Annotated in this window: 14 protein-coding genes, 1 pseudogene and 1 other annotated feature; of the genes and pseudogenes, 10 read left to right on the top strand and 5 right to left on the bottom strand. The window is 54.5% G+C overall.

Annotation, left to right across the window (positions count from 1 at the left end):
• The first annotated feature begins 105 nt into the window (after positions 1 to 105).
• The gene (gene mscK, locus ACQ29O_RS16295) at positions 106 to 3,468 is read left to right on the top strand and encodes a mechanosensitive channel MscK (RefSeq protein ID WP_000178240.1); all 3,363 of its coding nucleotides are present in this window, start codon (positions 106 to 108) and stop codon (positions 3,466 to 3,468) included.
• A gap of 41 nt (positions 3,469 to 3,509) precedes the next feature.
• Here the strand turns inward: mscK and ACQ29O_RS16290 are convergent, their stop codons facing one another.
• The 3 genes from ACQ29O_RS16290 to priC all read right to left on the bottom strand — a co-directional run bounded on the left by ACQ29O_RS16290 (position 3,510) and on the right by priC (position 5,223).
• The gene (locus ACQ29O_RS16290; protein WP_000440504.1) at positions 3,510 to 4,445 is read right to left on the bottom strand and encodes an Rpn family recombination-promoting nuclease/putative transposase; all 936 of its coding nucleotides are present in this window, start codon (positions 4,443 to 4,445) and stop codon (positions 3,510 to 3,512) included.
• Positions 4,446 to 4,514: 69 nt separating this feature from the next.
• Positions 4,515 to 4,682, bottom strand: a complete 168-nt coding sequence (gene rsmS / locus ACQ29O_RS16285; RefSeq protein WP_000051161.1) for a pleiotropic regulatory protein RsmS — start codon at positions 4,680 to 4,682, stop codon at positions 4,515 to 4,517.
• A gap of 13 nt (positions 4,683 to 4,695) precedes the next feature.
• On the bottom strand, positions 4,696 to 5,223 hold the full coding sequence (priC, locus tag ACQ29O_RS16280) for a primosomal replication protein N'' (protein WP_001575715.1): 528 nt from the start codon (positions 5,221 to 5,223) through the stop codon (positions 4,696 to 4,698).
• 68 nt (positions 5,224 to 5,291) lie between these two features.
• On the opposite strand from priC, the gene ACQ29O_RS16275 reads away from it, so the two are divergent.
• The 8 genes from ACQ29O_RS16275 to hemH all read left to right on the top strand — a co-directional run bounded on the left by ACQ29O_RS16275 (position 5,292) and on the right by hemH (position 13,571).
• The gene (locus ACQ29O_RS16275; RefSeq protein WP_001189860.1) at positions 5,292 to 5,669 is read left to right on the top strand and encodes a DUF454 family protein; all 378 of its coding nucleotides are present in this window, start codon (positions 5,292 to 5,294) and stop codon (positions 5,667 to 5,669) included.
• A gap of 152 nt (positions 5,670 to 5,821) precedes the next feature.
• A complete protein-coding gene (gene apt / locus ACQ29O_RS16270) occupies positions 5,822 to 6,373 on the top strand; it encodes an adenine phosphoribosyltransferase (RefSeq protein ID WP_000127353.1) in 552 nt (183 codons plus the stop codon).
• 113 nt (positions 6,374 to 6,486) lie between these two features.
• Positions 6,487 to 8,415 (top strand): DNA polymerase III subunit gamma/tau, encoded by a 1,929-nt coding sequence (gene dnaX, locus ACQ29O_RS16265; RefSeq protein ID WP_000121974.1) that lies wholly within the window; start codon positions 6,487 to 6,489, stop codon positions 8,413 to 8,415.
• Positions 7,748 to 7,812: a sequence feature (DnaX frameshifting element), on the top strand. It overlaps the preceding gene by 65 nt.
• Before the next feature lie 43 nt (positions 8,416 to 8,458).
• Positions 8,459 to 8,788 carry a YbaB/EbfC family nucleoid-associated protein gene (locus tag ACQ29O_RS16260; RefSeq protein ID WP_000467098.1) on the top strand — a complete coding sequence of 110 codons (330 nt, stop codon included), beginning with the start codon at positions 8,459 to 8,461 and terminating at the stop codon, positions 8,786 to 8,788.
• On the top strand, positions 8,788 to 9,393 hold the full coding sequence (gene recR, locus ACQ29O_RS16255; protein ID WP_001195023.1) for a recombination mediator RecR: 606 nt from the start codon (positions 8,788 to 8,790) through the stop codon (positions 9,391 to 9,393). Before ACQ29O_RS16260 ends, recR begins: the two co-directional genes overlap by 1 nt.
• Positions 9,394 to 9,503: 110 nt before the next feature.
• On the top strand, positions 9,504 to 11,378 hold the full coding sequence (gene htpG / locus ACQ29O_RS16250) for a molecular chaperone HtpG (protein WP_001746768.1): 1,875 nt from the start codon (positions 9,504 to 9,506) through the stop codon (positions 11,376 to 11,378).
• Between the two features lie 357 nt (positions 11,379 to 11,735).
• Positions 11,736 to 12,380: an adenylate kinase gene (adk, locus tag ACQ29O_RS16245; RefSeq protein ID WP_001220237.1), complete on the top strand. Its 645-nt coding sequence runs from the start codon at positions 11,736 to 11,738 to the stop codon at positions 12,378 to 12,380.
• Positions 12,381 to 12,608: 228 nt separating this feature from the next.
• A complete protein-coding gene (gene hemH / locus ACQ29O_RS16240) occupies positions 12,609 to 13,571 on the top strand; it encodes a ferrochelatase (RefSeq protein WP_001250083.1) in 963 nt (320 codons plus the stop codon).
• Here the strand turns inward: hemH and aes are convergent.
• Positions 13,568 to 14,539, bottom strand: a pseudogene (gene aes / locus ACQ29O_RS16235) (acetyl esterase). The gene hemH and the pseudogene aes overlap by 4 nt on opposite strands.
• 152 nt (positions 14,540 to 14,691) lie before the next feature.
• On the opposite strand from aes, the gene gsk reads away from it, so the two are divergent.
• On the top strand, positions 14,692 to 15,996 hold the full coding sequence (gsk, locus tag ACQ29O_RS16230) for an inosine/guanosine kinase (RefSeq protein ID WP_000671592.1): 1,305 nt from the start codon (positions 14,692 to 14,694) through the stop codon (positions 15,994 to 15,996).
• A 48-nt stretch (positions 15,997 to 16,044) separates the two neighbouring features.
• Here gsk and ybaL read toward each other — a convergent pair whose 3' ends face one another.
• Positions 16,045 to 17,721, bottom strand: coding sequence for a YbaL family putative K(+) efflux transporter (ybaL, locus tag ACQ29O_RS16225; RefSeq protein ID WP_020937094.1), 1,677 nt, complete (start codon positions 17,719 to 17,721; stop codon positions 16,045 to 16,047).
• Positions 17,722 to 17,904: the final 183 nt, after the last annotated feature.

Below are 17,904 nucleotides of genomic sequence, written 5' to 3'. Positions count from 1 at the left end.
AAACTCCTGGACATTTTCTGTGTCGCTATTCTGTTTGTTACAGGCGTGATATTCTTGCGACTCAATTATTTCCGGTCTGCTTGCCGGTTCAGACACTTCATTCTCATGACTATGTTGCAGCTTTATAAACGTTCACAGCATTTTGTTTTTATTACAATTAGCGTCCTTATTATCCTGCTGTCCTGTCAGTCTCTGGCATTTGCCCGGGGGCAAACGAATGGCGACCTGCCGTCAAAAGCGGATGTGCAAAACCAGCTGGATACGCTGAATAAGCAAAAAGATCTCTCCGCCCAGGATAAGCTCGTCCAGCAGGACCTTATTGATACGTTAGCTACGCTGGAGAAAATCGAGCGGGTAAAAGAGGAGACCGTACAGCTACGGCAGAAGGTGGCGCAGGCGCCTGAAAAAATGCGTCAGGCGACGGCTGCGTTGAATGCGCTGAGCGACGTCGATAATGATGATGAAATGCGAAAAACGCTGAGTGCGCTTTCGTTACGTCAGCTTGAGCTGCGCGTGGCGCAGGTACTGGATGATTTGCAAAATTCGCAAAACGATCTTGCCGCTTATAACAGCCAGCTTGTTTCGCTACAGACCCAGCCTGAGCGCGTGCAAAACGCCATGTATACCGCCTCACAGCAAATACAGCAAATCCGTAACCGTCTGGACGGCAATAACGTCGGCGAAGCCGCGCTTCGCCCCAGCCAACAGGTGTTATTACAGGCACAACAGGCGCTGCTTAATGCGCAGATCGACCAGCAACGTAAGAGTCTTGAAGGAAATACCGTTTTGCAGGACACCCTGCAAAAACAGCGGGATTACGTGACGGCCAACAGTAATCGCCTTGAACATCAGCTTCAACTTTTACAGGAGGCGGTCAACAGTAAACGACTTACGCTAACGGAAAAAACGGCCCAGGAGGCCATTTCGCCGGACGAAACGGCGCGTATCCAGGCGAACCCGCTGGTAAAACAGGAACTGGATATTAACCATCAACTCAGCCAGCGTCTGATTGTCGCGACCGAAAACGGCAATATGTTGATGCAGCAAAACATTAAAGTAAAAAACTGGCTCGATCGCGCGCTGCAGTCGGAAAGAAATATCAAAGAACAGATTGCCGTCTTAAAAGGCAGCCTGTTGCTGTCGCGTATTCTTTATCAACAGCAGCAAACCCTGCCCTCCGCCGACGAACTCGAAGATATGACCAACCGCATTGCGGATTTGCGTCTGGAGCAGTTTGAAATCAACCAGCAGCGTGATGCCTTATTCCAAAGCGATGCCTTTGTCGACAAGCTGGAGGAGGGGCATACCAGCGAGGTGAATGATGAAGTTCATGATGCGTTGCTTCAGGTGGTGGAGATGCGCCGTGAGCTATTGGATCAGCTAAATAAACAGTTGGGTAACCAGCTGATGATGGCGATTAACCTGCAAGTTAACCAGCAGCAGTTGATGAGCGTCTCGAAAAATCTGAAAGCCATTCTGACGCAGCAGATTTTTTGGGTGAACAGTAACCGCCCTATGGACTGGGACTGGCTTAAAGCGTTCCCCCAAACGTTAAAAGAGCAATTCAGCGCCATGAAAATCACGGTGAACTGGCAAAAAGCCTGGCCCGCGGTATTTATTGCTTTTTTGGCCGGGTTGCCGCTCTTGCTCATCGCCGGTTTAATCCGCTGGCGTCTGAAATGGTTAAAAGCGTATCAACAGAAGCTGGCCGCCGCCGTGGGAGCGTTGCGTAACGATAGTCAGCTCAATACGCCAAAAGCTATTCTGATCGATCTGATCCGCGCGCTGCCGGTGTGCCTGATTATCCTCGCGCTTGGACTGATCCTGCTGACCATGCAGCTAAATATCAGCGATCTGCTCTGGGCCTTTAGTAAAAAGCTCGCAATGTTCTGGCTGGTCTTTGGGCTGTGCTGGAAGGTGCTGGAAAAAGAGGGCGTGGCAATACGCCATTTCGGTATGCCAGCGCAGTTGACCAGCCACTGGCGTCGCCAGATTGTACGCATTAGCCTCGCATTGCTGCCGCTGCACTTTTGGTCTGTGGTGGCGGAGTTGTCGCCGCTGAATCTGATGGATGACGTGCTGGGGCAGGCGGTTATTTTCCTCAATCTGCTGGTCATAACATTGCTGGTGTGGCCACTGTGCCGGGAAAGCTGGCGCGATAAAGAATCTCACGGCATTCGACTGGTGACCGTGACGATTCTTTCCATTATTCCGGTGGCGTTAATGGTATTAACGGCGACCGGCTATTTCTATACCGCCCTGCGCCTGGCGGGGCGCTGGATTGAAACCGTCTATCTGGTCATTATCTGGAACCTGCTTTATCAAACGGTGCTGCGCGGGTTAAGCGTAGCGGCGCGCCGGATTGCCTGGCGACGCGCGCTGGCTCGTCGTCAGAACCTGGTAAAAGAGGGAGCGGAAGGCGCGGAGCCACAGGAAGAACCCGCCATCGCGTTGGAGCAGATTAACCAGCAAACATTACGTATCACGATGCTGCTAATGCTTGCCCTGTTCGGCGTTATGTTCTGGGCGATTTGGTCCGATTTGATCACCGTATTCAGCTATCTTGATAGCATCACGCTGTGGCACTACAACGGCTCCGAAGCTGGCGCTGCGGTGGTGAAAAGCGTGACGATGGGCAGCTTGCTATTCGCCATTATTGCCGCGATGGTGGCCTGGGCGCTCATCCGCAACTTACCCGGCCTGTTGGAAGTGCTGGTGCTTTCACGTCTGAATATGCGCCAGGGGGCTTCGTATGCGATCACCACGATCCTTAACTACGTCATTATCGCTGTTGGCGCGATGACAGTATTCGGATCGCTCGGCGTCTCGTGGGATAAACTCCAGTGGCTGGCGGCGGCGTTGTCGGTGGGTCTCGGTTTTGGGCTACAGGAGATCTTCGGTAACTTTGTCTCGGGTTTAATCATCCTCTTCGAACGTCCGGTACGCATTGGCGATACGGTAACGATCGGCACCTATTCCGGCACGGTCAGTAAGATTCGTATTCGCGCCACCACTATTACCGATTTTGATCGTAAAGAAGTGATCATTCCGAACAAAGCATTCGTAACGGAGCGGCTGATTAACTGGTCCCTCTCCGATACCACGACACGTCTGGTGATCCGGCTTGGCGTGGCTTATGGCTCGGATCTGGAGAAAGTGAAAAGAGTCCTGCTACAGGCGGCGATGGAGCATCCGAAGGTGATGCACGATCCGGAACCTGCCGTATTCTTCACCACCTTTGGCGCCAGCACTCTGGATCATGAACTGCGTCTGTATGTGCGTGAATTGCGCGATCGTAGCCATACGGTGGATGAACTGAACCGCGCGATCGATCGACTGTGCCGTGAAAATGATATCAATATCGCCTTTAACCAGCTTGAGGTGCATCTGCATAACGCGAAGGGCGACGAAGTCACTGAAGTGAAGCGCGATCTCAACGGCGGCGATCTGGCGCCTACGGCAAGCTAAAAGGCGGTGGGCCGCGCGCTTTATGAGTGCGCGCGGCGCCGCTAATGCGACAGCGTAGAAAGCTCTTCCGGCGTAATGCCGGTGACGCTGGCGATGAGCCCGGGTTCCAGCCCGTTGGCAAGCATTTTGCGGGCAATAGCGCGCGCTTCGGCCTCTCGGCCTTGTGCTAACCCTTGCTCAAGGCCTTTTTGCAGGCCCTTTTGCAACCCTTCCGTTCGGCCTTTTTCTTCCAGCCATTCCGCTATTGTCATCAGTTGTTCCTTATACTGCGGCGCGCCCTGCGCCAGTTGACGAATTAGCGCCCCGGGTTCTGCGGCGTTTCCTGCTTTCAACATATAGTTGATCAACACACTGAGCTGCGTGTCCGTCAAATGATCCTGCGTTAAAAGCGTGATAAGGGGGTCGAGCAGTTCGCTTAAATCGCGTTGACGAATATGTTTTTGCAGGAGCTCTAACATCGCTATCCGCCGATGCTGCAAAAGCTGATTATCCGGCATTGTCGTCAGGTCGACCAGCGCAAATTCGCAGCTGTATAAGGCCTTCGCCATATCCGGTTTCACAAACATATTATGCCAGTTAAGGCTATAGGGCCACGGGCTTTCCGGACCGTGATAAAAGAGGATTGGTACCACCAGCGGCAAGGTATCATGACCGGCATCCAGATGACGCTGCATGGCGGCAATGGCGTACCGCATCAGGCGAAAAGCCATCAGCCGGTCTGATTTGCTCTGATGTTCAATGAGCGCGTAAACATACCCTGGGCCGTGTTGGGTATGCAGAGAGTAGAGAATATCTGAATAGCGGCTGCGTAAATTGTCTTCAACAAAACTCCCTGACTCCAGCTTCAGTGAATCCAGATCGCAGATTGCAAGAAAGGCTTCTGGCAAGTGGATAGCCAGAAAGTCGCGGGCGACCTCTTTTTGCATCAGCATTTGTCGAAATACCGCATCGTGCGGCGTGGTGGGTAGACGTTCCATGACCTGTCCCTTGTTGCCTGACTGTAGCGACCACTCTGTCAGCGACAACGAGGACAAACCAGAGGGCAATTACTCTGTTTGCGAGTCGTCTTCCGTACTTTTTAACTTGTTTTCATAATCTCGCATAACTATTTCCAGCGCGCGTAGCACCGTTCGTGCCGGTAAGCGATTCTCTTCAAGCAGCACAATTAAATCCACGGCCAGTTTGACTTCATCAGGGGCATTTTCAAGCGACATACTTTCTCCAGGGTTAGCGGGTTAAACGCGCCAGTACGTTTTCTATTTTCTCCAGCGCATGTCGGCAACGCGCCAGCCGTCCTTCATAGATCTCGACTTCCTTTTGCAGCGTTTGTTGTTCGACAAGGCCGGTCGCCTGCGCCAGACGAATTTTGCGCTCCTGTGTCATCGCCAGTAGTCGACGTTCAAACTCCTGATGCTGTATTCGTCTGCGCTGCCAACGGCCAAGCCCTGGCGCGGCGGCGTCCCACTGGCGCAGCGACCAGGCGGCGGTTTCACGCGATATCGCCTCCAGTTGCGAAGCCAGATGTTCTGCCAGCCAGGCGACTTGCGGCAGTTGCTCATGTTTTACCGCCTGACGCAACGCGGCGAGATTGGCGTCAGCCTCTTCCAGATATCCCTGCAACAGAGTACTGCGGGTACGGAAAAGATGTCGGTCAAAGCGCGCGCTTAACGTCGCATGTTGCGCCAGCGGCGCGCAGCGTTGGCGTAGCGTCGCCAGCCTCTCTTCCAGCGTCTGTAACAGCATAGCGGTTTTCAATTCAACACCCCGATGAAAATAAGACAGGCTGTGCTACAGTAGCCTTCTGTTTGATAACGATTCGCATTATGCAACGTACTATTTTAATCATCATTGGCTGGCTGGCGGTAGTATTAGGGACATTGGGCGTGGTTTTGCCTCTGTTGCCGACAACGCCGTTCATTTTACTGGCGGCCTGGTGTTTCGCCCGCTCGTCGCCTCGTTTCCATGCCTGGTTGTTATACCGCTCATGGTTTGGCGGTTATCTGCGCCACTGGCAGCGCTATCGGGCCATGCCGCCGGGAGCGAAACCGCGAGCGATCGCGTTGATATTGCTGACCTTTGGTATTTCGCTGTGGCTGGTGAATATGATGTGGGTGCGGGTGCTGCTGTTGGTTATTTTGGCCTGTCTGCTGATCTTTATGTGGCGGATACCGGTGATTGATGAAAAGCAACAAAAGCGCTGAAGCACACGAATCGCTGTTGCAATTGTCGTTCACAGCCAGTAAATTCGACCGTTTTCGAGCACAGGCGCAGGCGGTCAAAGAGTAACCGAGCGTTACCCCTGACCGAAAAGTATTGCGCCGTGAGTAACACCGTACTTAGCAGGCATATATCCATGACCGCGACTGCACAGCAGCTTGAGTTTCTCAAAAACAGCATCAAAAGCATTCAGGATTACCCGAAACCGGGCATTCTTTTCCGTGATGTCACCAGCTTACTGGAAGACCCGAAAGCCTACGCGCTCAGTATTGAACTGTTGGTTGAGCGTTATAAAAATGCGGGTATCACCAAAGTGGTCGGCACCGAAGCGCGTGGCTTCCTGTTTGGCGCGCCGGTTGCGCTTGGGCTGGGCGTTGGTTTTGTTCCGGTACGTAAACCGCGCAAATTACCGCGTGAAACTATTGCCGAGACCTATGAATTAGAGTACAGCACCGATCAGCTGGAAATTCATGTCGACGCGATTAAACCTGGCGACAACGTGCTGGTCGTGGACGATCTGCTGGCGACTGGCGGCACCATTGAGGCGACCGTGAAGCTGATCCGTCGTCTGGGCGGGAAAGTCACCGATGCGGCGTTCATCATCAATTTGTTCGATCTGGGCGGCGAGCAGCGTCTGGAAAAGCAGGGGATTACCTGTTATAGCCTGGTGCCGTTTCCGGGGCATTGATTCAGGCTATTCGCACTGCTATTTTAGCCAGAGAGACAACCTCGCTGTATCGGCGAGGTTGTGTTAGCATTACCCTTCTATGAATCCACCTTCCAGCGTTTCAGAGCCTGCCAATGAGTTATCAGGTCTTAGCCAGAAAATGGCGCCCACAAACCTTTGCTGACGTCGTCGGCCAGGAGCATGTGCTGACCGCACTGGCGAACGGCTTGTCGTTAGGGCGCATTCATCACGCATATCTTTTTTCCGGCACGCGCGGCGTCGGTAAAACCTCTATCGCCCGACTGCTGGCGAAGGGGCTGAACTGCGAAACCGGCATTACCGCGACGCCGTGCGGCGTTTGCGATAACTGTCGGGAAATTGAGCAAGGGCGTTTTGTCGATCTCATTGAGATTGACGCCGCATCGCGTACCAAAGTCGAAGACACCCGCGACCTGCTGGATAATGTCCAGTACGCGCCTGCGCGCGGTCGCTTTAAAGTCTATCTGATCGATGAAGTCCACATGCTGTCGCGCCACAGCTTTAATGCGCTACTTAAAACGCTTGAAGAGCCGCCAGCGCATGTGAAATTTTTACTGGCGACCACCGATCCGCAGAAGCTGCCGGTGACCATTTTGTCGCGCTGCCTACAGTTTCATCTCAAAGCGCTGGATGTTGAACAGATTCGCCATCAGCTTGAGCATATTCTCAATGAGGAACATATCGCTCACGAACCCCGCGCGTTGCAGTTGTTATCGCGTGCGGCTGACGGCAGCCTGCGCGATGCATTAAGTCTGACTGACCAGGCGATCGCCAGCGGCGACGGGCAGGTTTCGACGCAGGCGGTAAGCGCCATGCTCGGTACGCTGGACGACGACCAGGCTTTGTCATTAGTCGAGGCGGTGGTTGACGCTAACGGCGAACGCGTCATGTCGCTTATCAACGAGGCGGCGGCGCGCGGTATTGAATGGGAAGCGCTGCTGGTCGAAATGCTTAGCCTGCTGCACCGTATTGCGATGGTGCAACTTTCGCCTGCCGCGTTAGGCAGCGATATGGCGGCTATCGAGCAACGGATGCGCGAACTTGCCCGGACGGTGCCTCCCGGCGATCTTCAGCTCTATTATCAGACGTTGTTGATTGGTCGCAAAGAATTGCCCTGGGCGCCGGACCGGCGGATGGGCGTTGAAATGACGTTACTGCGTGCACTGGCGTTTCACCCGCGTATGCCCTTGCCGGAGCCTGAAACGCCGCGGCAGTCTTTTGCGCCCGTGGCCCCAACGGCGGTAATGACGCCGCCGCAGGTGCAGCAGTCGTCGGCGCCCGCGCCGCAGACATCGCCAGCGCCGCTGCCGGCGTCTACCAGTCAGGTGCTGGCGGCGCGCAATCAGCTACAGCGCGCGCAGGGAGTAACCAAAACAAAAAAGAGTGAACCGGCAGCCGCATCCCGCGCGCGGCCGGTGAATAACTCTGCGCTGGAGCGGCTGGCCTCGGTTTCGGAGCGCGTACAGGCGCGCCCGGCGCCGTCTGCGCTGGAAACGGCGCCAGTAAAGAAAGAGGCTTATCGCTGGAAGGCCACCACGCCGGTAGTACAAACCAAAGAAGTGGTGGCTACGCCAAAAGCGCTTAAGAAAGCTCTGGAGCATGAAAAAACGCCGGAGCTGGCGGCTAAACTGGCGGCGGAAGCGATTGAGCGCGATCCGTGGGCGGCGCAGGTAAGTCAGCTTTCTTTGCCTAAGCTGGTGGAGCAGGTGGCGCTTAATGCCTGGAAGGAACAGAACGGCAACGCGGTTTGTCTGCATCTGCGCTCGACGCAGCGGCACCTCAATTCCAGCGGCGCGCAGCAAAAGCTGGCGCAAGCGCTCAGCGATCTGACGGGAACGACGGTTGAACTGACCATCGTTGAAGATGATAATCCCGCGGTGCGTACGCCGCTGGAATGGCGTCAGGCCATTTATGAAGAGAAACTCGCGCAAGCGCGTGAGTCAATTATTGCGGATAATAACATTCAGACGCTGCGTCGATTCTTCGACGCCGAGCTGGATGAAGAGAGTATCCGCCCCATTTGATCGTAAGCCTGGCTTGCGATTGTGAACCATCAAGAGAGAGCTTATGTTTGGAAAAGGCGGTCTGGGCAATCTGATGAAGCAGGCCCAGCAGATGCAGGAAAAAATGCAGAAAATGCAGGAAGAGATTGCGCAGCTGGAAGTGACCGGCGAATCCGGCGCGGGTCTGGTGAAGGTTACCATCAACGGCGCGCATAACTGCCGCCGCGTGGAAATTGACCCAAGCCTGCTGGAAGATGACAAAGAGATGCTGGAAGATCTGGTCGCTGCGGCCTTCAACGATGCGGCGCGCCGCATTGAAGAGACTCAAAAAGAGAAGATGGCTTCCGTCTCTTCCGGTATGCAATTGCCGCCAGGCTTTAAGATGCCATTCTGATGCAAACCAGTCCGCTGTTAACTCAGCTTATGGAAGCGTTGCGCTGCCTTCCGGGCGTCGGCCCTAAGTCGGCGCAGCGGATGGCGTTTACCCTGTTGCAGCGCGATCGCAGCGGCGGAATGCGCCTGGCGCAGGCGCTGACCCGGGCGATGTCGGAAATCGGCCACTGCGCCGACTGCCGCACCTTTACCGAGCAGGATGTCTGTAATATCTGTTCGAACCCGCGGCGTCAGGAAAACGGCCAGATTTGCGTGGTGGAGAGTCCTGCGGATATCTACGCCATTGAGCAGACCGGGCAATTTTCCGGGCGGTATTTCGTGCTGATGGGCCACCTGTCGCCGCTGGACGGCATCGGGCCGGATGATATCGGTCTCGATCGTCTGGAACAGCGGCTGGCGTCAGAAAAAATCAGCGAGCTGATCCTCGCGACCAACCCGACGGTTGAAGGAGAGGCTACCGCAAACTATATTGCCGAGCTGTGCGCGGAGGCCGGCGTCGAAGCCAGTCGTATCGCCCACGGCGTGCCGGTTGGCGGCGAACTGGAGATGGTCGACGGTACGACGCTGTCCCACTCGCTGGCGGGACGCCATAAGATTATTTTCTGAACAAACGGAGGCGGCATTCGCGGCCTCCGCTTGAAATCACACCCGCTTGTCCCCATCTCACCCTCAACGTATTTTTACCATTAAAAATGGCATTGTTGAGGTCTATCCACATGAAAGGACAAGAAACGCGTGGTTTTCAGTCAGAAGTTAAACAGCTTCTGCACCTGATGATCCATTCTCTTTATTCCAATAAAGAAATCTTCCTGCGTGAACTCATCTCTAACGCCTCAGATGCGGCGGACAAGCTGCGTTTCCGCGCTCTGTCAAACCCGGACCTGTATGAAGGAGATGGCGAGCTGCGTGTGCGCGTCTCTTTCGATAAAGATAAGCGTACGTTGACCATTGCCGATAACGGCGTGGGGATGAATCGTGATGAGGTGATTGACCACTTAGGCACCATTGCCAAGTCCGGCACCAAATCTTTCCTCGAATCAATGGGGTCCGATCAGGCGAAAGATAGCCAGCTCATCGGTCAGTTTGGCGTAGGCTTCTACTCCGCGTTTATTGTGGCCGATAAAGTGACCGTACGTACCCGTGCAGCAGGCGACAAGCTGGAAAATGGCGTGTTCTGGGAATCGGCAGGCGAAGGCGAATACACCGTTGCCGATATCACCAAAAATGACCGTGGTACGGAAATCACCTTACACCTGCGTGAAGGCGAAGATGAATTCCTCGATGACTGGCGCGTACGCTCAATTATCAGTAAATATTCCGATCACATCGCATTGCCGGTAGAGATTGAAAAACGGGAAGAAAAAGACGGCGAAACCGTGATTTCCTGGGAGAAAATCAACAAGGCCCAGGCGTTGTGGACCCGTAACAAGTCGGAAATTAAAGACGACGAGTACAACGAGTTTTACAAGCACATCGCGCATGATTTCACCGATCCGCTGACCTGGAGCCACAACCGCGTGGAAGGTAAGCAGGAGTACACCAGCCTGCTGTATATCCCGTCGCAGGCGCCGTGGGATCTGTGGAACCGCGATCACAAACATGGTTTGAAGCTGTACGTACAGCGCGTGTTCATTATGGACGATGCCGAGCAGTTCATGCCGAACTATCTGCGTTTCGTGCGCGGCCTGATTGATTCTAATGACCTGCCGTTGAACGTCTCCCGTGAAATCCTGCAGGACAGCACGGTAACGCGTAATCTGCGCAGCGCCCTAACCAAACGCGTTCTGCAAATGCTGGAAAAACTGGCGAAAGACGACGCGGAAAAATACCAAACCTTCTGGAAACAGTTTGGTCTGGTGCTGAAAGAAGGCCCGGCGGAAGATCACGCCAACCAGGAAGCGATCGCTAAACTGTTGCGCTTTGCCTCCACTCATACCGACTCTTCCGCCCAGACCGTGTCGCTGGAAGATTACGTCTCCCGGATGAAAGAAGGGCAGGAAAAAATCTACTACATCACCGCAGACAGCTATGCGGCGGCGAAAAACAGCCCGCACCTGGAACTGCTGCGTAAGAAAGGCATCGAAGTGCTGCTGCTCTCCGATCGCATCGACGAGTGGATGATGAACTACCTGACCGAGTTTGACGGTAAAGCATTCCAGTCGGTCGCTAAAGCCGATGAGTCCATCGAAAAACTGGCGGATGAAGTCGACGAAAACGCGAAAGAAGCGGAAAAGGCGCTTGAGCCGTTCGTGGAGCGTGTCAAAACCCTGCTGGGCGATCGCGTGAAAGAGGTGCGTCTGACGCATCGTTTAACCGACACGCCGGCGATTGTCACCACCGATGCGGATGAAATGAGCACCCAGATGGCGAAACTGTTCGCCGCGGCCGGTCAGTCCGTGCCGGAAGTGAAATACATCTTTGAGCTCAACCCGGATCATGTGCTGGTTAAACGCACTGCCGATACCGAGGATGAAGCGCAGTTTAAAGAGTGGGTCGAGCTGCTGCTGGATCAGGCGCTGTTCGCTGAACGCGGTACGCTGGAAGATCCGAACCAGTTTATCCGCCGTATGAACCAGTTGCTGGTGTCCTGATAACGCTCATCTGATTGCCGGATAGCGACGCGAAGCATCTTATCCGGCCTACGGACGGGTACTGTTTTGTGACTGCCGGATGGCGACGTGAAACGTCTTATCCGGCCTACGGACGAGTACTGTTTTGTGACTGCCGGATGGCGACGCGAAGCATCTTATCCGGCCTACGGGCGAGTACTGTTTGTAGGCCGGATAAGCGCCAGCGCCATCCGGCATTTTTTATAATACCTTCTCTTTTCTCGATTTCTCTTCGTTAACCGTTTCAGCATCAGGCGGCTTCCTTGAGCGAAATGCGTGATGGTGGTATCGTTTAGCGCTTTTTAAAAAATATCAACAACCTTTGAGGGGATTTTCGTAATGCGTATTATTCTGCTTGGCGCTCCGGGCGCGGGTAAAGGAACTCAGGCTCAGTTCATCATGGAGAAATATGGTATTCCGCAAATCTCCACTGGCGATATGCTGCGCGCCGCAGTGAAATCAGGCTCCGAGTTGGGCAAACAGGCGAAAGATATCATGGACGCCGGTAAACTGGTGACCGATGAACTGGTGATTGCGCTGGTTAAAGAGCGTATCGCCCAGGAAGACTGCCGTAACGGTTTTCTGCTGGATGGTTTCCCGCGCACGATCCCGCAGGCTGACGCGATGAAAGAAGCGGGTATTGTCGTGGATTACGTGCTGGAATTCGACGTACCGGACGAACTGATCGTTGACCGCATTGTGGGCCGTCGCGTACACGCCGCCTCTGGCCGCGTTTACCACGTAAAGTTTAATCCGCCGAAAGTGGAAGGCAAAGATGACGTCACCGGCGAAGATCTGACGACCCGTAAAGACGATCAGGAAGAGACCGTTCGCAAACGTCTGGTGGAATATCATCAGATGACCGCGCCGCTGATTGGCTACTACCAGAAAGAAGCGGAAGCGGGCAACACCAAATACGCTAAAGTTGACGGTACGCAGGCCGTTGCCGACGTGCGCGCAGCGCTGGAAAAAATCCTCGGTTAATTTTTTCGCGTAGTGAACCGCTTATCAGGCCTGCCATTATCCCGCAAGCCTGATAAGCGTAGCGCCATCAGGCAATCGGTGCCGGATGGCGGCCTGAACGCCTTATCCGGCCTGCTGGTATCGTTAGCGCCATTCGGCGAATTCTCGTCTTACCTCTCGCAGCAATTAGTTCTTCTTTATCACTTTTCCGCTACAATTATCAACAATTTGAATAGATAAGAGGCGGCAATGCGTCAGACGAAAACCGGTATCCTGCTGGCTAACCTTGGCACGCCAGATGCCCCAACTCCCGAAGCGGTAAAGCGCTACCTGAAACAATTTTTAAGCGACAGACGCGTGGTGGATACTCCTCGTCTGCTGTGGTGGCCGCTGCTGCGTGGCGTTATTTTACCGCTGCGTTCGCCGCGCGTCGCGAAACTCTATCAATCTATCTGGATGGATGGCGGTTCGCCGCTCATGGTATATAGCCGCGAACAGCAACAGGCGCTGGCCGCGCGGTTGCCAGACACGCCCGTCGCGCTGGGGATGAGCTACGGTTCGCCCTCGCTGGAAAGCGCTGTCGATGAACTGTTAGCAAGCGACGTTGACCATATCGTCGTGCTGCCGTTGTACCCGCAATACTCTTGCTCAACGGTGGGCGCAGTCTGGGACGAACTGGGGCGGATACTGGCGCGTAAACGTCGTATTCCCGGTATCTCATTTATTCGCGATTACGCAGATGACAGCGCTTATATCGATGCGCTGGCGAAAAGCGCGCGTGAGTCGTTCGCCAGACACGGCGAGCCGGATGTGCTTCTGCTCTCCTATCACGGCATTCCACAACGTTATGCGGATGAAGGCGATGACTACCCGCAGCGCTGTCGCGATACCACGCGCGAACTGGTTTCCGCATTGGGACTGCCGCCGGAAAAGGTAATGATGACGTTCCAGTCGCGCTTTGGCCGTGAACCGTGGCTGACGCCGTACACCGATGAAACGCTAAAAATGTTGGGTGAAAAGGGGACTGGCCATATTCAGGTTATGTGTCCGGGATTTGCCGCGGATTGTCTGGAGACGCTGGAAGAGATAGCGGAACAGAACCGCGAGATTTTCCTTGAAGCGGGCGGTAAAAAATATGCGTACATTCCGGCGCTGAACGCGACGCCGGAACATATTGATATGATGCTGAAACTCACGGCGCCGTACCGTTAACGCGGTGTCTTCATCCTCGCCATAAAGAAGCGTGCGCCGTCCTGCAAGGCATCGTCGGCGATTGTCATCATTCGCGAATAGTGCAGGAAGGCGTGCAGTGTGCCGGGATACATTTTGTATTCGCAGGGCTGCTGGTGCGCCTGTAATGTCTTGTGCAGCAAGCGGCTGTCATCAATGAGCGGATCAAACTCCGCGCTGGCAATAAAGCAGGGCGGCACATCGCGCGTGAGATCGTTATTAAACAGACAATACCAGGGCGATTCCCGATCTTCATCGTTACGCAGATAGGCCTTTTCGTACATGTTCAGATCTTCACGCGTCAGGCCGTCCCACGCGCCGCCGAACAGACGGCGGCTTACCGAATCCTGCAACCCATACAGCCCATACCACAACAGAATCGCGATAACGTTACCGCAGCGAATGTGCTTATCACGTAGCCAGAGCGCGCTGGCAAGCGCCAGCATGGCGCCTGCGGAATCCCCGGCGAAACCGATTTTCTCCACGTTGAGCGAGTATTCATCGGCATGTTGAGAGAAGTAGCTGCATACCGCGACGGTTTCTTCAATGGCCTGCGGATAACGCGCTTGCGGCGACAGCGAATAATCAATACCGATCACGGTGCAGCCGGTATAACGCGCCAGCAGACGCATTATCCGGTCATGCGTATCCAGATTACCGAGGATAAATCCGCCGCCGTGCAGATAGTATAAGGTGGCCTAACTGGTCGGCTGCGGCGAGTAGAGCCGGGTTGTTACATCGCCATAAGGCGTAGGGACGGCGCAGGTGCGGGTGGTCATGGACGGCGCGTCGGCATTCCAGAAACGGCGCTCAAGAAGATAATACTGACGCTGGGTCTCAATATCGCCATCGGCAGGCCAGGGGGGAAGGCCTGGTTGCTGGAAGTTTACGACGGCTTTCATTTCGTCTGACAGTCGGGTGAGTACGGGAATTTTATTTTCCGGCTTCATAAAACGCTCCTTGTGAAAGTGAACCATTGTAAAAAACGCGGCTGGAGAAACTGCGATCTCGTCGTCCGATATTGAAACGCCATCGTCCGTCGCACGCAGCAGGGGGAATGTGCTACCATGCAGCGCTCCGTTATTCATCCGTAAGCACAATCATGAAATTTCCCGGTAAACGTAAATCCAAACACTATTTTCCCGTCAATGCGCGTGACCCGTTGTTGCAACAAATTCAGCCAGAACAGGAAACCAACGCCTCCTGGGTCGTCGGTATCGACCAGACGTTGGTGGATATTGAGGCGAAAGTGGATGACGATTTTATTACACGCTATGGATTAAGCGCCGGGCATTCTCTGGTGATAGAAGACGAGGTGGCGGAGAAGCTGTATCAGGAACTGACGCGGGAAAATCTGATCACCCATCAGTTTGCTGGCGGCACTATAGGCAATACGATGCACAATTACTCGGTACTGGCGGATGACCGTTCGGTGTTACTGGGCGTGATGTGCAGCAACATTGAGATTGGCAGCTACGCTTATCGCTACCTGTGTAATACTTCCAGCCGTACCGACCTGAATTATCTGCAAGCGGTAGATGGCCCGATTGGCCGCTGTTTCACGCTGATTGGCGAATCCGGCGAGCGTACCTTCGCTATCAGCCCCGGCCATATGAATCAGCTACGGGCGGAAAGTATTCCGGAAGCGGTGATCGCTGGCGCCTCCGCGTTGGTGTTGACCTCATATCTGGTGCGCTGTAAGCCTGGCGAACCGATGCCTGACGCGACGATGAAAGCGATCGAATACGCGAAAAAGCATAACGTGCCGGTTGTCATGACACTGGGCACCAAATTTGTGATCGCCGATAATCCGCAGTGGTGGCAGGCGTTTCTCAAAGAGAATGTCTCGATTCTGGCAATGAATGAAGAAGAAGCGGAAGCGCTGACCGGCGAAAACGACCCGCTGCTGGCGGCGGATAAGGCGCTGGACTGGGTCGACCTGGTGTTATGCACCGCCGGGCCGATAGGGTTATATATGGCGGGCTTCACCGAAGAGGAAGCAAAACGTAAAACCCAGCATCCGCTGCTACCGGGAGCTATTGCTGAATTTAACCAGTATGAATTTAGCCGGGCAATGCGCCATAAAGATTGTATTAATCCGCTGCGCGTTTATTCGCATATTGCGCCGTATATGGGCGGGCCGGAAAAAATCATGAACACCAACGGCGCGGGCGATGGCGCGCTGGCGGCGCTGCTGCACGATATTACGGCGAACAGTTACCATCGTAGCAACGTACCGAACTCCAGTAAGCACAAATTTACCTGGCTGACTTATTCGTCGCTGGCGCAGGTGTGTAAATATGCTAACCGTGTCAGTTATCAGGTACTGAACCAGCATTCTCCGCGTCTGACACGCGGGCTGCCGGAACGTGAGGACAGCCTGGAAGAGTCGTACTGGGATCGCTAATCTGGCTTGCCCGATGGCGCTGCGCGCATCGGGCCGTCCGACAAACTCTTAACTGGCGACGACTTCACCTGCGGGCGGCGTTTCAAGCAGTTCCAGCATCGCCCGGGCAATTTCTCGCTCGCCCATCACTACCTGATTGGCTCCCCGCTCGGTAATATATTTCACTTCATCATCATAGTGCGCGCGGGCGATTATCTCGATATCAGGACTTTTTTCCCGCGCTGAGGCGACAATCTCGCCGGCTTCGTACCCGTTGGGGATGGTCAATAATAGCCAGCGGGCGCAGTCCAGATGCGCCAGATTCATAATTTCTTCGTTAGCGGCGTTGCCCAGCACGGCGCGAATCCCGCGTTCGCGCAGTTCATCCACGCGGGTACGGGACGTTTCGATAACCACCAGCGGAATCCCCGCCGCCAGTAATTTTTCTCCCAGCAGACTGCCTACGCGGCCAAAACCCACCAGCAGGGCATGATTACAGATATCCACCGGAATTTGCTTCTCTTCTTCGATAGCCTCTTCCAGAGTTTGCTCTTCCAGCGTTTCGGTTTTCGCCAGATACTTCTCCAGCAGGGTAAACAGTACGGGATTAAGCATAATCGACAAAATAGCGCCTGCCAGCACCAGGTTCTGTCCCGCTTGCGGCAGCAGGTTGAGCGCCATGCCGAGTCCGGCGAGAATAAAGGCGAACTCGCCGATTTGCGCCAGGCTGGCGGCAATGGTCAGCGCGGTTCGCGGCGAGTGGCCGAACATACGCACCAGGAAAAACGCAGCGATCGATTTACCAAAGACGATAATGGCAAGCGTCGCCAACACCGCCAGCGGCTGTTGGATCAAGACTAACGGATCGAACAACATGCCGACGGAAACAAAAAACAGGACGGCAAAGGCGTCGCGCAGCGGCAACGTATCGTGCGCCGCCCGGTGACTCAGCTCCGACTCATTAAGCACCATTCCAGCGAAGAACGCGCCCAGCGCAAAAGAGACGTCAAACAGTTCTACCGCGCCAAACGCAATGCCTAACGCCAGCGCCAGTACGGAAAGGGTAAACAATTCGCGCGAGCCGGTGGCGGCGCTGCGAGCCATAATCCACGGCACCAGGCGGCGTCCGACCAGCATCATGATGGCGATAAACGCCACCACTTTACCAATGGTTATCCCCATATCGACTGCCAGCGAGGCTATGCCGACATCGCCTTTTTCCACCATGCCGGCAACGGCGGGCAGCAAGACCAGCGTCAGTACCATCACCAGATCTTCGACAATCAGCCAGCCGATGGCGATTTGCCCGCGCTGGCTATCAAGGAGTTGCCGCTCCTCAAGCGCGCGCAGCAGGACGACGGTACTGGCGGTAGACAGACAGAGCCCAAAAACGATGCCGGTCATTAATGACCATCTCAGCACGGCGGAAAGCGCCATACCCAGCAGCGTCGCCACCGCTATCTGAGCGACAGCGCCGGGAATGGCGATAGACTTTACCGCCATCAAATCCTTCAGCGAAAAATGCAGCCCGACGCCGAACATCAATAGAATCACGCCGAGCTCCGCCAGCTCCGGCGCCAGTTTGGTATCCGCAACAAAACCCGGGGTAAAAGGTCCCGCCAGAACGCCCGCTAACAGATATCCCACCAGTGGAGAAATACGCAATTTGTTGGCAATCATGCCGAGAATAAAAGCGAGCACAAGGCCGCCGACAATGGTGGTGATAAGCGGGGTAGCGTGATGCATTCCGTCTCCTTTGGTTGCTGGACTCCAAAACTCCGGGTAATAGTTTATGACAATTTCAATCAGGATGTTTATAAAAAATGGTTGTGTTTTATAAAAAGATACGATCTGAAGGCAAAAAGAGCACGGAACGTAAAAGTGATAAGTATGGGATGGACAAAGCAAGATGGCATCAGGATGTACAGG

It is taken from the genome of Salmonella sp. GDC200615 (assembly GCF_050574145.1).
GTDB classification, from domain to species: domain Bacteria; phylum Pseudomonadota; class Gammaproteobacteria; order Enterobacterales; family Enterobacteriaceae; genus Salmonella; species Salmonella enterica.
The sequence above is the reverse complement of the archived record's forward strand: the minus strand, read 5'-3'. Positions and strand labels throughout refer to the sequence as shown.